The organism is Streptomyces sp. NPDC085932 (genome assembly GCF_044540525.1).
Lineage (GTDB): Bacteria > Actinomycetota > Actinomycetes > Streptomycetales > Streptomycetaceae > Streptomyces > Streptomyces levis.
In genome coordinates this window covers 180,989-193,486 of record NZ_JBITSJ010000009.1, presented here as the reverse complement: position 1 = coordinate 193,486, position 12,498 = coordinate 180,989, and the positions used below count along the sequence as shown (strand labels likewise).

Genomic DNA, 12,498 nt, shown 5'->3' with positions numbered 1-12,498 from the left:
CACCCACGAAGTGGATCTTGGTGCACGGCCGGGCCGTTGTGGACAACCTTGTCACCCACCCGGGTGACCGAGCGGCGGTCAGCCGCTGGGCAGCTCCAGGTCGCTCTTGTTCAGCTCCTCGATGTTCACGTCCTTGAACGTGAGTACCCGGACCTGCTTCACGAAACGCGCCGGCCGGTACATGTCCCAGACCCAGGCGTCCGCCATGGACACCTCGAAGAACACCTCACCCTGCACGGAGTGCACCTGCATCTCGTAGTCGTTGGTGAGGTAGAAGCGCCGCTCGGTCTCGATCACGTATTTGAACAGACCGACGACATCGCGGTACTCCCGGTAGAGCTTCAGCTCCATCTCGGTCTCGTACTTCTCGAGGTCCTCGGCGCTCATGGCATGTTCCCCTTCAGCCGTGCGATCCCCCCATTGTGCGCCAGTCCCGTGAGCCCCTAGACGATTTCCGGGTCAAGGATCACAGGCCTGGCCGGGGGACCCTCGTCGAGCAGCGTGCGCAGCAGCCCGGCGAGTCTGGTCGGATACACCGTCTCATGTGCCCGGCTCAGTTCCGGACACGTCCACCAGCGCGCTCCGGCGACACTGCGCCGTTCCAGTTCGGTCAGCCCGGCGGCGGCGATCTCCGTCCGGTCCGTACGGGCCAGGTAGTACCACTCGTCCTGGTCCCAGCGGCGGCCCGCGAACGGGAAGGAGCACCTGCGCCGCCACAGCACCGGGCCGAGCTCCACCTCCGTGATGCCGGTCTCCTCGGCGAGTTCCCGCAGGGCGGCCTGTTCACGGGTCTCGTCGCCCTCCACACCGCCGCCGGGGGTGAACCACCAGTCGTCGGCGGGATCGTCCGGCTCGTGCCCGTGCAGCAGCAGGATCCGGTCCCGCGGGTCGAGCAGCACGACCCGGGCCACCTTGCGCAGTCCGCCCTCGTAGGTGTCCCGGCCCGCCGGCACGGCCTCAGCGGACACCCGCGGGCTCCGAGCTCGCCCGGCGGACCCGGGCCGCCCCCGTGCGCTTGGCGATGGGTCCGTAGGCGCCTCCGCCCAGGACGAGCACGGCGCCGCCGATCACGAGGAGGGTGATGGTCCGCAGCGGGCCGGGCGAGGAGAGGGCGCCGAGCGGCTCGAAGCCGGTGGGGCGCTTCAGCATGCCCTCCATGGGCCAGACGACGGCGTCCACGCGCGCGTCCACGGCGGAGCGGGCGACCGTGCCGCCGGCGGCGTCGGTGAGGTGGGCGGTGGAGTCCACGGAGTTGCCGCGCTCGTCGCCGAGCAGGAAGAGGCGGCCCTCGGGGACGGTCACGGTCGGGAAGTTGCTCATCTCCGCCGGTGTGCCCGCGGGCAGGTAGGTCTCGTCGATCTCCTTGCCGTTGACCCGCAGCCTGCCGTCCCGGCAGCAGGAGACCGTGTCGCCGCCGACGGCGACCACGCGTTTGACCATGGGCGCGTTGGCCCAGGTGGCGTCCTTGAAGACGACGACGTCACCGCGGCGCACCTCGCCGCCGTCGACCCGCTGCGCGAGGATGCGGTCGCCCGCGTCGATCGTCGGCGTCATCGAGCTGGTCGGCACGGTGTACGGCCGGTAGACCACCGCGCCCCAGGCGAACCCCCCGAGGAAAAGCACCAGGCCCAGTGCGACGGCCAGCCCGGACAACCGCTGTCCGGTCCGGCTGCCCACCGGGCCCGTGCCCGCGCCGCTGCCGCGCGGGGCCGTGTGCGTCATGCTCTCGCCACCCATGGGTCCGCACCCTACCCGGGGGTACGGGCCGGGGTCAGCAGACGGGTGGAATCAGCGCTTCCCGGCCCGGGACGTTCCGGTGACCGACGCCTACGGGTCACGGCTTCCGGCGCCGCCACCACACCACCGGCACCACACCGGCCAGTGCCAGCCCCTGCGGGGCCACCGGGAGACCGGCGGCGGCCGGCTGGGCGTTCAGGCCGGGCTGGTCGAAGGTGTCGGGCACCGGCAGGTTGGCCCAGCGGTTGACCGGCCAGGCGACGACGATGGCCCGCCCGACGACGTCCTTCACGGGGACCATGCCGTGGTTCTTGTCGGACTGGTTGTAGCGGGAGTCGCGGGAGTTCTGCCGGTGGTCGCCCATGACCCAGATGTAGCCCTCGGGGACCTTCACCTTGAACTGGCCGCCCTGGTCGTCGACGCTGCACGGCGTGTTGCCGGGGTAGACGTACGACGCCTCGTTCAGCGCCTTGCCGTTCACCGTCAGCGGGCCGGTGTTCTTGCACTCGACGGTGTCGCCGCCGACGCCGATGACACGCTTGATGAGGTCCTTCTCCTCCACCGACGGCATGAGGCCGATCCAGCTGAGGAACGTCTGCAGGGCGTTCGGGTCCGTGGTCGGCTCGCCCGCCAGCCAGTTGTCCGGGTCGTGGAATACGACGACCTCGCCGCGCTCGGGCTCGGAGCCGAACCAGGGGGTGAGCTTGTCGACGAGGACGCGGTCGCCCTGCTGGAGGGTGTTCTGCATCGAGTCGGAGGGGATGGAGAACGCCTGCACCAGGAAGGTCTTGATCAGCAGCGCCAGCACCAGCGCGATACCGATCAGGATGGGCAGCTCCTTCCAGAAGGAGCGCGGTTTCTTCGGTGTCCGGGCCGTGCCGCCCGGTCCCTGGCCCTCGGCCGTGCTGTGCTCGTCTGTCACCCTGTCGCCCTCGGCTGCCCCGGAGTCACTCCCGGAGGTCACGGCGCTGTCCGCGGCCGGGACGGCGGATTCCGCGGGACGTCCGCGGTGCTCCTCGCCGTCGTGTCCGGACCGTGCGCCGACCGCCACATCCCCCACGCCAACTCCTCACTCTGTGCCGCCGCCTGCCCCACACACGGCGCAGGCCCACCACTCCCATAACGAGCGGGAGTTCCGCAGGGGTCGGGAGCTGGATCGCTTCGTTCGAATCGTCGGGGGCAACCCTATGCGACAGTCGGGGACCGGCGGTCGACCCGGTGCCCGAGTCGGACACCGAGGCATAGGTGTTCGGCTCCTCCAGGGTGGTCCAGTGGCCCATCGGCCAGGCGATGACCATGGCGCGGCCGACGACCTCGTCCTCGGAGACGGTGCCGCCGTAGTCGGTGTCCTGGTGGGCGCGGGAGTCGGCGGAGTTGTTGCGGTGGTCGCCCATCACCCACAGGCGCCCCTGCGGGACGGTGATGTCGAACGGCGTGTCGGAGGGGGCGGCACCCGGGTACAGATAGTCCTCGTTCAGCGGGACGCCGTTGACGGTCACGCGTCCTTGCGCGTCACAGCACTTGACGCGGTCGCCGCCGACGCCGACGACCCGCTTGATGAGGTCCTTCTCGTTCTCCGACGGCAGCAGGCCGATGAAGGTGAGCCCTTCCTTGATCTGCTTGATGACGACCGGGTCGTCCTTCTTGGCCGTGGGCTGCTCGTCCTGGAGCCAGCCGCCGGGGTCCTTGAACACGACGACGTCCCCGCGCTGCGGCTCGGAGCCGAACCACGGGGTGAGCTTGTCGACCAGGACGCGGTCGCCGATCCGGATCGTCTGCTCCATGGAGCCCGACGGGATGACGAAGGCCTGGACGAGGAAGGTCTTCAGCACGAGGGCTATGAGGACGGCGACGCCGACGAGGAGCGGTATCTCCTTGACGGCACCGCGCCTGCGGCGCCGCTTGACCTTCTTCTGGAGCTTGCGCCGCTCGGCGCGCGTACGGCCGCTGGAGGAGCCGGCCGCGCGCCGGGCCCCGGTGGGCAGCAGGTTGTCCGCGGGGCCGGCAGGGACCCCGCGCGGTTTGCCGCGGTTACCCATGGGCGCCCGCCTCTGCGGCGGGGGCGGGCACACGCGCGTAGGCGTCGGGGCGGTGCAGCCGGGTGGCGTGGCCGAAGGGCCAGACGATCGCGTCGGCGCGGCCGATCACGGCGCCGGCGGGGACCATGCCGCCGCCGGGCGAGCCGAGGTGGTCGCGGGAGTCGCTGGAGTCGCTGCGGTGGTCGCCGAGGAGGAAGAGCCTGCCGTCGGGCACGACGACGTCGAAGGGCACCGCGGACGGGCTGTCCCCGGGATACAGGAAGCGCGACTCGTCGACCGGCCGGCCGTTCACCTGGATCCTCCCCTCCTTGTCGCAGCAGACGACGTGGTCTCCCCCCACGCCGACAACGCGTTTGACGTAGTCCGCGTGCCCGAAGTACCCGGTCCCGTCGAACACGACGATGTCTCCCCGCTGCGGCGCGGCACCGAAACGGTATGCCAACTTATTTACGAGCACCCGGTCCCCGATCCTCAATCCCCGTTCCATCGATCCGCTGGGGATCTGGAACGGCCGCAGCACGAACGTGCTGAGGAACAGCAGGAACAGCAGGCAGGTCAGCAGGGCGAGGGTGATCCGGCCGCCCGGCAGCCAGGAGCCGATGCGCGACACCAACGCGAAACGCGACCGTTCCTCCGGCCCTGCGGAGTCCGAGGGGGTGTCCCCGGAGCCGGAAGGGCGGGAGGAGCGGTCGCGCTCCGTGTGCTGTGCTTCGGTGTCCATCGGAGCCAGATGCTATCCGGCTCCGATGTGAACCCCGGAGAGCGCTCAGTTCTCGCGCTTCTCCTTGATCTTCGCGGCCTTGCCGCGCAGCTCGCGCAGGTAGTACAGCTTGGCGCGACGGACGTCACCCTTGGTGACGAGCTCGATCTTCTCCACGATCGGGGTGTGCACCGGGAAGGTGCGCTCGACGCCGACGGAGAAGGAGACCTTGCGGACCGTGAAGGTCTCGCGCACGCCGGAGCCCTGGCGGCGGATCACGACGCCCTTGAACTGCTGCACACGGGAGCGGTTGCCCTCGATGACGCGGACGTGCACGTTGACCGTGTCGCCCGGGCGGAAGGCGGGGACGTCGCTGCGCAGCGACGCGGAGTCGACGGTGTCGAGCAGGTGAGACATTTCGTCTGCTTTCCTCGCTGATGCCACAGGTCATCAACGGAAACTAGGTGTTTCGGGATCAAGGTGTGTGCGGGTCGGGGCGGGCGTCGTCTCCCCCTGTGGCAGGGGCGCGCGCCGGACGGACGCACAACAGCTGGCTATTCTTCCATGCCCTCGGTCCTGCGCCAAAATCGGCCGTACGGCTCCCCCGCCGGGTCCGGTGCCCAGCCGAGGATGGAGAGCATCTCGCGGTCCTTCTTGTCGAAGGCCTTGGGGTCGCACCGTTCGATGAGGTCGGGCCGGTTGGCGGTGGTGCGCCTGAGGGCCTCGTCCCGGCGCCAGCGGGCGATCCTGCCGTGGTGTCCGCTGAGCAGCACGTCGGGGATGTCCCGGCCGCGCCACTCGGGCGGCTTGGTGTAGACGGGCCCTTCGAGCAGGTTGGCCATGGGGCCGGGCGCGAACGAGTCGTCGCGGTGGGACTCGGCGTTGCCCAGGACGCCCGGCAGCAGCCGCGCCACGGCCTCCGTGACGACCAGCACGGCCGCCTCGCCCCCGGCCAGGACGTAGTCGCCGATGGAGACCTCGTGGACCGGCATGCGTGTCGCGTACTCGTCGACGACGCGGCGGTCGATGCCCTCGTAGCGGGCCGGCGTGAAGATCAGCCAGGGGCGCTCGGAGAGGTGGACGGCGAGCTCCTGGGTGAAGGGGCGGCCGCTCGGGGTGGGCACGATGAGGGCGGGCTCGCGGGAGCCGTTCTCGTAGCCGTCGGCGAGGACGGAGTCCAGGGCGTCTCCCCAGGGCTCGGTCTTCATGACCATGCCCGGGCCGCCGCCGTAGGGGGTGTCGTCGACGGTGTTGTGACGGTCGTAGGTCCAGGACCGCAGGTCGTGGACGTGGACGTCGAGCTGTCCCCGCGCGCGGGCCTTGCCGACCAGGGAGACGTTCAGCGGTTCCAGGTATTCGGGGAAGATCGTGACGACGTCGAGGCGCATCAGGACTCGTCCCGGCTGGAGGCGATCTCGGCGCGGTCGTCGATCAGCCCCGGGGGCGGGGTGATGACGGCCTTCTGCTCCTCCAGGTCGATCTCCGCGACGATCTCCTCGACGAAGGGGATCATCACCTCGCTGCCGTCGGGGCGCTCGACGATGAACAGGTCCTGGGTGGGCAGGTGCGAGATCTCCGTGATCCGCCCGACCTCGGTGCCGTCCGCGGTGACCACGTCGAGGTCGACGAGCTGGTGGTCGTAGTACTCGTCCTCGCCCTCGGGCAGTTCCTCCGGGTCGACCTCGGCGATCAGGAGGGTGTTGCGCAGGGCCTCGGCGCCGGTGCGGTCGCTGACGCCCTCGAAGCGCAGCAGGAGGCGGCCACTGTGGACGCGGCCCGTCTCGATGGTGAGCGGTCCCGCGGAGGCGGGGTCGGTGGCGAGCACCGCGCCGGGGGCGAGCCTCAGCTCCGGCTCGTCGGTCCGTACCTCGACGGTGACCTCGCCCTTGATGCCATGGGCACGGCCGATCCGTGCGACTACCAGCTGCACGTTGTCCATTCTCCTGTCATACGACTGCGGGCCGGGGACGGCCCTGTGGCCCTCCCCGGCCCGAGCCGGTTGCGCGATAAGCGTCAGCGGACGTGGTCCACGTCGACGAGGTCGACGCGGACACCGCGGCCGCCGATGGCGCCCACGACGGTGCGCAGGGCGCGTGCGGTGCGGCCGTTGCGGCCGATCACCTTGCCGAGGTCGTCCGGGTGGACCCGGACCTCGAGCACCCGCCCGCGGCGCAGGTTGCGCGAGGCGACCTGCACATCGTCAGGGTTGTCGACGATGCCCTTCACGAGGTGCTCGAGAGCCTCCTCGAGCATGCTCAGGCCTCGGTCGAAGCGGACTCAGCGGCGGCGTCGTCCTTCTTCTCAGCCTTCTTCTTCTGGGTGATCGCCTCACCCTTGCCCTCGTCGTCACCGGCGAGAGCCTCGAACGACGGGCGCGCGGCCTTCTCGGGCTGCGTCAGGAGCGGGGCCGGAGCCGGCTCGCCCTTGAACTTCTGCCAGTCGCCGGTCTTCTTGAGGATGGCGAGCACGGGCTCGGTCGGCTGCGCGCCGACACCCAGCCAGTACGCGACACGGTCCGCGTCGACCTCGATCACCGACGGGTTGTACGTCGGGTGGTACTTGCCGATCTCCTCGATCGCACGGCCGTCACGGCGGGTGCGGGAGTCGGCGACGACGATGCGGTAGTGAGGCGAACGGATCTTGCCCAGACGCTTCAGCTTGATCTTGACTGCCACGGGAGTGGGTTCTCCTGGATTTGACGTGGTTGGGCACGGCGAGGAAGCCGCGTGGGGTTGCGGTACCCGAGTGCCCGATGGACGCGTCAGCCGGAGGCGAGAGGGTTCCTGTGCGGCTGTCGAGTACAGCTAGCCATTGTGCCACACCCCGCGGGTCGCCCTGGCCGCGGGTGCGCCGCGCCCGGGCAGGCCGGAGGGGCACCCGGCGTGGAGGTGAGGTGGGGTACGCCGGGTGCCGGTCCGTTCCGGCGGTCCGTCCGCCCCGACCGGCAGCCACGAGTTGCCGGTGGGGACGTCAGCTCGCGACCGCTCCCACGACCTCGGGGATGCGGAACGGTTTGCCGCAGCCGCCGCAGACGATGGGGGCCTGGGCGAGGACCGACGGGACGACGCGGACGTTGCGCCCGCAGTCGCAGACCGCCTTGACGCGCACGCCGCCACCCGAGGAGCCGTGGCGGGCGGCCGGGCCCCGGAAGGTGCGGGAGGTGTCGGAGGAGGTCGCGGCCGTGTGGGCCTTGAGGGCGCGCTGGAGGCGCTCCATCGTCGGGCGGTAGCGGCGCTTCGCCTCGGGCGTGAGCGTGACCAGGGAGAAGCCGCTGCTGGGGTGCGGTTCCTCGGGGTGGTCCAGGCCCAGCTCCTCGGCGATGGCGAGGAATCTGCGGTTGTGGTAGCGGCCGGCACGGGAGGTGTCGCGGACGCCGCGCGCGGCGGCGATGCCATGGACTGCCTCATGGAGCAGTCGCTCGAAGGAGAGCTCGTGACCGCACGCGGACGACGACTCCCCGATCAGGGACTCTGGCGCGGCAAGGTCGGGCAGCTCGGGGTGGTACCGCTGAATGTCGGCCCACGCCTGTGCCAGCTCTGCGGCGAGAACAGGTGGTGTCTGTGTCGTGCTCACGTAATGACAACGAGCCGGGGTGCCCCAGTGTTCCGATTCCGGGCCATCCCAAATAATTTGCACGTACCCGTCAGTTGCCTCTGATGCGTCCCGACGAGGGCGCGTGCGCTGATCTGTGGAGAAGCCTCGCAGCTCACCACAAGGTGGTGCGTAGCAACGCGTACGCCCCGGCGCGTAGAAGATGTCCGCGCGCCGGGGAGCGTGGGGTCCGCGAGGGCGCAAGAGGCGTTTCGGTCGCCTTGGGCCCCCCGCGGCCGGTGCGCGCGCGCTTCAGTAAGCGCGTGCGACGACCGCGACGTTACCGGGTGCGTCACCGTCGTCGGGCACCGACCCGTCCTCGGCGACCAGACACCGTACGGTCACCGCGTGCTCGGCGAGCGCGGCCTCGCCCTCCTCGCCGAGGACCGCCCACGGGATGCGCGCCCAGCCGCCGGCCGTGGCCGCCTCGACGGCCTCCTCGATCGTCGTCACGTCGGCCGTGCGGGAGGCGCGGCGCTCGCGGGACTGCGTGAGCAGCAGTTCCTGGTCCTCCTCCAGGACCTTGGGCAGCAGTTCCGCCAGCTCGTCCAGGGAGACCGGTGCCTTGCCTCCCGGGATGCGGCGGGCCAGCATCGCGGTGCCGTTCTCCAGGTCGCGGGGGCCGATCTCGATGCGCACGGGCACGCCCTTGAGTTCCCAGTCGACCGCGCGGCGGCCGAAGGGGATGTCGGTGCGGTCGTCGACGTGCACGCGGACGCCGGCCGCCCGCAGTCGGTCGCCGACCTCGCGGACCTTGGCCAGAACCGCCTCGTCGCCCTTGATCGCGAGGACCACGGCCTGGATCTGCGCCAGCCGGGGCGGCACGCGCAGGCCGGCGTCGTCGCCGTGCATCATCACCAGCGCGCCGATCATGCGCGTGGTGGATCCCCAGGAGGTCTGCCAGACCAGTTCCTGCCTGCCGTCCTTCGACAGGTACTGCGTCTGGAACGCCTTGGCGAAGTTCTGGCCCAGTTCATGGCTCGTGGCCATCTGCAGGGCCTTGCCGTCGCCCATCATGCCTTCGAGCGTGAGGGTGTTGACGGCGCCCGCGAAACGCTCCTTGGCCGTCTTGCGGCCGGGGACGACGTCCATCGCGAGGACGTTCACCATGAAGTCCTCGTAGACCTGCCGGTGGATGTGCGCGGCGAAGTCGCGCGCCTCCTCGTACGTGGCGTGCGCGGTGTGGCCCTCCTGCCAGAGGAACTCGGTCGTGCGCAGGAAGAGCCGGGGCCGCAGCTCCCAGCGCACGACATTGGCCCACTGGTTGATGAGCAGCGGCAGATCGCGGTAGCTCTGCACCCACTTGGAGAAGGAGGCGTTGATGATCATCTCGGAGGTGGGGCGGACCACCGCGGGCTCTTCGAGTTCCTTGCCGCCGCCGTGGGTGACCACGGCCAGTTCCGGCGCGAAGCCCTCGACGTGGTCGGCTTCCCTCGTGAGGTACGACTGCGGGATCAGCAGCGGGAAGTAGGCGTTCTGGGTGCCCGTGGCCTTGATGCGGGCGTCCATCTCCGCCTGCATCCGCTCCCACAGCCCGTACCCGTACGGTCGGATGACCATGGTGCCGCGCACCGGACCGTTGTCGGCGAGTTCCACCTTGGTGATCAGGTCTTGGTACCAGCGCGGGAAGTCGTCGCCGCGGGGCGTGAGTACGGGTGCCTTGGCCATGCCGCGATGCTACGGGCCCAGGTTGCCGGAATGTGAAATCTCGCCACCGGCACATGACATCTCACAAGCCCTGCCGCATTCCACTGGACGACGGGTCGAGGGGGGAGTTTCCTGGCATACGGGGGTAGTGCGAGCGCACTGTCACGGGGGCCATGGAAGCGGCAAGAGGCAACTCTCGGCGGATTGGGGCGCTTACTTATGACACCTACGCTCGTGCGGCAGCAGCACCTGCCTCACGCGGGGGCCGCACCCCGCGTGGACCTGCGTGCACGCGCGCGTGACTGGTCCGAGATCCAGGAGCGGATGCTCGTACCGCTCTACGAGGCCGTCTACGAGCGACTGGACGTGGGTCCCGCCACGCGGCTGCTCGGCCTCGGCTGCGGTTCCGGACTCGCCCTGCTGATGGCCGCCGCCCGGGGAGCGGCGGTCACCGGTGTCGACGCTTCCCCCGAAAGAGTGGCCCTGGCGCGGGAGCGGCTGCTGCCCGGGGCGTCCGGTACCGGGACCCGCACGGACACCCGGCTGGTGGACGGCTCACCCGGGGACACCGCGGCGCCGGGCGCTCCCGCCTACACGCTGGTGACGGCCTTCGAGCCGATCGGGTGCCTCGCGGGCGACTCGGAGGGGCTGGGCGGGCTGCTCGCGGAGGCGACGCCGCTCGCCGAGCGCGGAGCCGCCGTGGTGCTGGCCGGCTGGGGTCCGCCGGAGCGGTGCGCCACGGCGTCCGTGCTGCGGGTGGCCACGAAGCTGGCGGAGCCGCTGCGCCACTCGGGCAGCTGGCGCCCGGCCCTGCGCGACGACCTGGAGGAGGTCGTCCAGCGCGCCGGGCTCAGGCCGGACGGCTCGGGCCGGGTGGCCTGCCCCTTCGGCTACGCCGACGTGGACAGCGCGGTACGCGGCCTGAAATCGACGGGTCTGTTCGACGCTGCGATGCGGGCGACGGACCAGGTGCAGGTGGACAAGGAGCTGACCGAGGCCCTGCACCCGCACCAGCGCCGGGACGGCACGGTGTGGATGCCGAACGTGTTCCGGTACCTGATCGCCCGGACGCCGTGACGCGCGGCGCCTGACACGACCGAGAGGGCGCCCCTTCACGGAAGGAGCGCCCTCGGCTTGGCCGCGTGGGACCGGGTACGGAACCCGGTCGTCAGCCCATGAACTTCTTGAACTCGTCGGGGAGTTCGAAGTCCTTGCCGCCCTGCTGCGGCAGCCCGAAGGCGTTGCCGCCCTCGGCGGCGGCCGCGCGGCGGGCGGCGGCCTCCTGCTCCTGCTGCTTGCGCTTCATCGGGTTGCCGGAGCGCTGCTTGCCCTTGGCCTGCTTCTGCTTCTTCTTCGCCCGGCCGGGACCGCCGCCCATGCCCGGCATCCCGGGCATCCCCGGCATACCGCCCTGGGCCATGCGGGACATCATCTTGCGGGCCTCGAAGAACCGCTCGACCAGGTTCTTCACCGCACTGACCTCGACACCGGAACCGCGGGCGATGCGGGCGCGGCGCGAGCCGTTGATGATGGTCGGGTCCTGGCGCTCGCCCGGGGTCATCGACTTGATGATGGCCGCCGTGCGGTCGACGTCCCGCTCGTCGAGGTTCTGGATCTGGTCCTTCATCTGGCCCATGCCCGGCAGCATGCCGAGCAGCTTGGAGATGGAGCCCATCTTGCGGACCTGCTCCATCTGGGCCAGGAAGTCGTCCAGGGTGAAGTCCTGGCCCTTCTTGGACGCCAGCTTGGAGGCCATCTTCTCGGCCTCTTCCTGGCTGAACGTCTTCTCCGCCTGCTCGATCAGGGTGAGCAGGTCACCCATGTCGAGGATGCGGGAGGCCATCCGGTCCGGGTGGAAGGCGTCGAAGTCGTCGAGCTTCTCGCCGTTCGAGGCGAACATGATCGGCTTGCCGGTGATCTGCCGGATCGACAGGGCGGCACCGCCGCGGGCGTCGCCGTCGAGCTTCGAGAGCACCACGCCGTCGAAGCCGACGCCGTCGCGGAAGGCCTCGGCCGTGTTGACGGCGTCCTGGCCGATCATCGCGTCGACGACGAACAGGATCTCGTCCGGGGAGACGGCGTCGCGGATGTCCGCGGCCTGCTGCATCATCTCCTGGTCGATGCCGAGGCGGCCGGCGGTGTCCACGATCACGATGTCGTGGACCTTGGACTTGGCGAAGTCGATGGAGTCCTTGGCGACCTTGACCGGGTCGCCCACGCCGTTGCCCGGCTCCGGGGCGTAGACCGCGACGCCGGCGCGCTCGGCGACCACGCTGAGCTGGTTCACCGCGTTGGGGCGCTGGAGGTCGCAGGCGACGAGCAGCGGCGAGTGGCCCTGCTCCTTCAGCCAGCGGCCGAGCTTGCCGGCGAGGGTGGTCTTACCGGCACCCTGCAGACCCGCCAGCATGATGACGGTGGGCGGCTGCTTGGCGAAGCGCAGGCGCCGGGTCTCGCCGCCGAGGATCGTGACCAGTTCCTCGTTGACGATCTTGAGAACCTGCTGGGCCGGATTCAGCGCGCGGGAGACCTCGGCGCCGAGGGCACGCTCCTTGACGTTCTTGATGAACGTCCGGACGACCGGCAGGGCGACGTCGGCTTCGAGCAGAGCGATCCGGATCTCGCGCGCCGTGGCGTCGATGTCCGCCTCGGAGAGCCGTCCCTTGCCGCGCAGGTTCTTGAAGGTCGCTGAGAGGCGATCGGAAAGAGTATCGAACACGGCGCTCGCGGTCCTCGGGGTCGGAGACGGACTGGGGAATCGCCCTCCAGGGTATCCCGGCGTGACAA

Annotated in this window: 15 protein-coding genes; 1 reads left to right on the top strand and 14 read right to left on the bottom strand. The window is 70.3% G+C overall.

From position 1 onward, the window contains the following. Positions 1-78 precede the first annotated feature (78 nt). The 13 genes from ACIGAQ_RS35710 to proS form a co-directional block, all read right to left on the bottom strand. Entirely contained in the window at positions 79-387 is a 309-nt protein-coding gene (locus tag ACIGAQ_RS35710; RefSeq protein ID WP_003993268.1) for a DUF2469 domain-containing protein, read from the bottom strand. 56 nt (positions 388-443) lie between these two features. Further along, the gene (locus ACIGAQ_RS35705; protein ID WP_362281803.1) at positions 444-968 is read right to left on the bottom strand and encodes an NUDIX hydrolase; all 525 of its coding nucleotides are present in this window, start codon (positions 966-968) and stop codon (positions 444-446) included. Further along, positions 958-1,737: a signal peptidase I gene (gene lepB, locus ACIGAQ_RS35700; protein ID WP_399790402.1), complete on the bottom strand. Its 780-nt coding sequence runs from the start codon at positions 1,735-1,737 to the stop codon at positions 958-960. The genes ACIGAQ_RS35705 and lepB (ACIGAQ_RS35700) overlap by 11 nt, the downstream gene beginning before the upstream one ends. Positions 1,738-1,834: 97 nt before the next feature. Beyond that, complete coding sequence (lepB, locus tag ACIGAQ_RS35695; protein ID WP_362281806.1) at positions 1,835-2,797, bottom strand: signal peptidase I; 963 nt, start codon at positions 2,795-2,797, stop codon at positions 1,835-1,837. Continuing rightward, positions 2,685-3,776 (bottom strand): signal peptidase I, encoded by a 1,092-nt coding sequence (lepB, locus tag ACIGAQ_RS35690; protein ID WP_399790398.1) that lies wholly within the window; start codon positions 3,774-3,776, stop codon positions 2,685-2,687. Before lepB (ACIGAQ_RS35690) ends, lepB (ACIGAQ_RS35695) begins: the two co-directional genes overlap by 113 nt. Continuing rightward, a complete protein-coding gene (gene lepB / locus ACIGAQ_RS35685) occupies positions 3,769-4,497 on the bottom strand; it encodes a signal peptidase I (protein ID WP_399790395.1) in 729 nt (242 codons plus the stop codon). Before lepB (ACIGAQ_RS35685) ends, lepB (ACIGAQ_RS35690) begins: the two co-directional genes overlap by 8 nt. A 45-nt stretch (positions 4,498-4,542) precedes the next feature. Then, entirely contained in the window at positions 4,543-4,893 is a 351-nt protein-coding gene (gene rplS / locus ACIGAQ_RS35680; RefSeq protein WP_030852073.1) for a 50S ribosomal protein L19, read from the bottom strand. 137 nt (positions 4,894-5,030) lie between these two features. Beyond that, a complete protein-coding gene (gene trmD / locus ACIGAQ_RS35675; protein WP_311685372.1) occupies positions 5,031-5,864 on the bottom strand; it encodes a tRNA (guanosine(37)-N1)-methyltransferase TrmD in 834 nt (277 codons plus the stop codon). Further along, positions 5,864-6,406: a ribosome maturation factor RimM gene (gene rimM / locus ACIGAQ_RS35670; RefSeq protein ID WP_311685374.1), complete on the bottom strand. Its 543-nt coding sequence runs from the start codon at positions 6,404-6,406 to the stop codon at positions 5,864-5,866. Before rimM ends, trmD begins: the two co-directional genes overlap by 1 nt. Positions 6,407-6,489: 83 nt before the next feature. After that, positions 6,490-6,729 (bottom strand): RNA-binding protein, encoded by a 240-nt coding sequence (locus tag ACIGAQ_RS35665; RefSeq protein WP_003973401.1) that lies wholly within the window; start codon positions 6,727-6,729, stop codon positions 6,490-6,492. A gap of 2 nt (positions 6,730-6,731) precedes the next feature. After that, positions 6,732-7,151 carry a 30S ribosomal protein S16 gene (rpsP, locus tag ACIGAQ_RS35660; RefSeq protein ID WP_094055769.1) on the bottom strand — a complete coding sequence of 140 codons (420 nt, stop codon included), beginning with the start codon at positions 7,149-7,151 and terminating at the stop codon, positions 6,732-6,734. Positions 7,152-7,446: 295 nt separating this feature from the next. Further along, entirely contained in the window at positions 7,447-8,049 is a 603-nt protein-coding gene (locus ACIGAQ_RS35655) for a hypothetical protein (RefSeq protein ID WP_094055768.1), read from the bottom strand. Between the two features lie 270 nt (positions 8,050-8,319). Next, a complete protein-coding gene (proS, locus tag ACIGAQ_RS35650; RefSeq protein WP_399790389.1) occupies positions 8,320-9,735 on the bottom strand; it encodes a proline--tRNA ligase in 1,416 nt (471 codons plus the stop codon). 198 nt (positions 9,736-9,933) lie between these two features. On the opposite strand from proS, the gene ACIGAQ_RS35645 reads away from it, so the two are divergent. Further along, positions 9,934-10,791: a methyltransferase domain-containing protein gene (locus ACIGAQ_RS35645; protein ID WP_399790386.1), complete on the top strand. Its 858-nt coding sequence runs from the start codon at positions 9,934-9,936 to the stop codon at positions 10,789-10,791. A 91-nt stretch (positions 10,792-10,882) separates the two neighbouring features. Here the strand turns inward: ACIGAQ_RS35645 and ffh are convergent, their stop codons facing one another. After that, complete coding sequence (ffh, locus tag ACIGAQ_RS35640; RefSeq protein WP_094055765.1) at positions 10,883-12,430, bottom strand: signal recognition particle protein; 1,548 nt, start codon at positions 12,428-12,430, stop codon at positions 10,883-10,885. Positions 12,431-12,498 lie beyond the last annotated feature (68 nt).

Bases quoted from the DNA above. Each gene is read 5' to 3' on its own strand.
- ACIGAQ_RS35645 (WP_399790386.1), top strand. From the start codon at position 9,934: ATGACACCTACGCTCGTGCGGCAGCAGCACCTGCCTCACGCGGGGGCC.
- lepB (WP_399790402.1), bottom strand. From the start codon at position 1,737: ATGGGTGGCGAGAGCATGACGCACACGGCCCCGCGCGGCAGCGGCGCG.
- ACIGAQ_RS35665 (WP_003973401.1), bottom strand. From the start codon at position 6,729: ATGCTCGAGGAGGCTCTCGAGCACCTCGTGAAGGGCATCGTCGACAAC.
- rplS (WP_030852073.1), bottom strand. From the start codon at position 4,893: ATGTCTCACCTGCTCGACACCGTCGACTCCGCGTCGCTGCGCAGCGAC.
- lepB (WP_399790395.1), bottom strand. From the start codon at position 4,497: ATGGACACCGAAGCACAGCACACGGAGCGCGACCGCTCCTCCCGCCCT.
- lepB (WP_399790398.1), bottom strand. From the start codon at position 3,776: ATGGGTAACCGCGGCAAACCGCGCGGGGTCCCTGCCGGCCCCGCGGAC.
- ACIGAQ_RS35710 (WP_003993268.1), bottom strand. From the start codon at position 387: ATGAGCGCCGAGGACCTCGAGAAGTACGAGACCGAGATGGAGCTGAAG.
- trmD (WP_311685372.1), bottom strand. From the start codon at position 5,864: ATGCGCCTCGACGTCGTCACGATCTTCCCCGAATACCTGGAACCGCTG.
- proS (WP_399790389.1), bottom strand. From the start codon at position 9,735: ATGGCCAAGGCACCCGTACTCACGCCCCGCGGCGACGACTTCCCGCGC.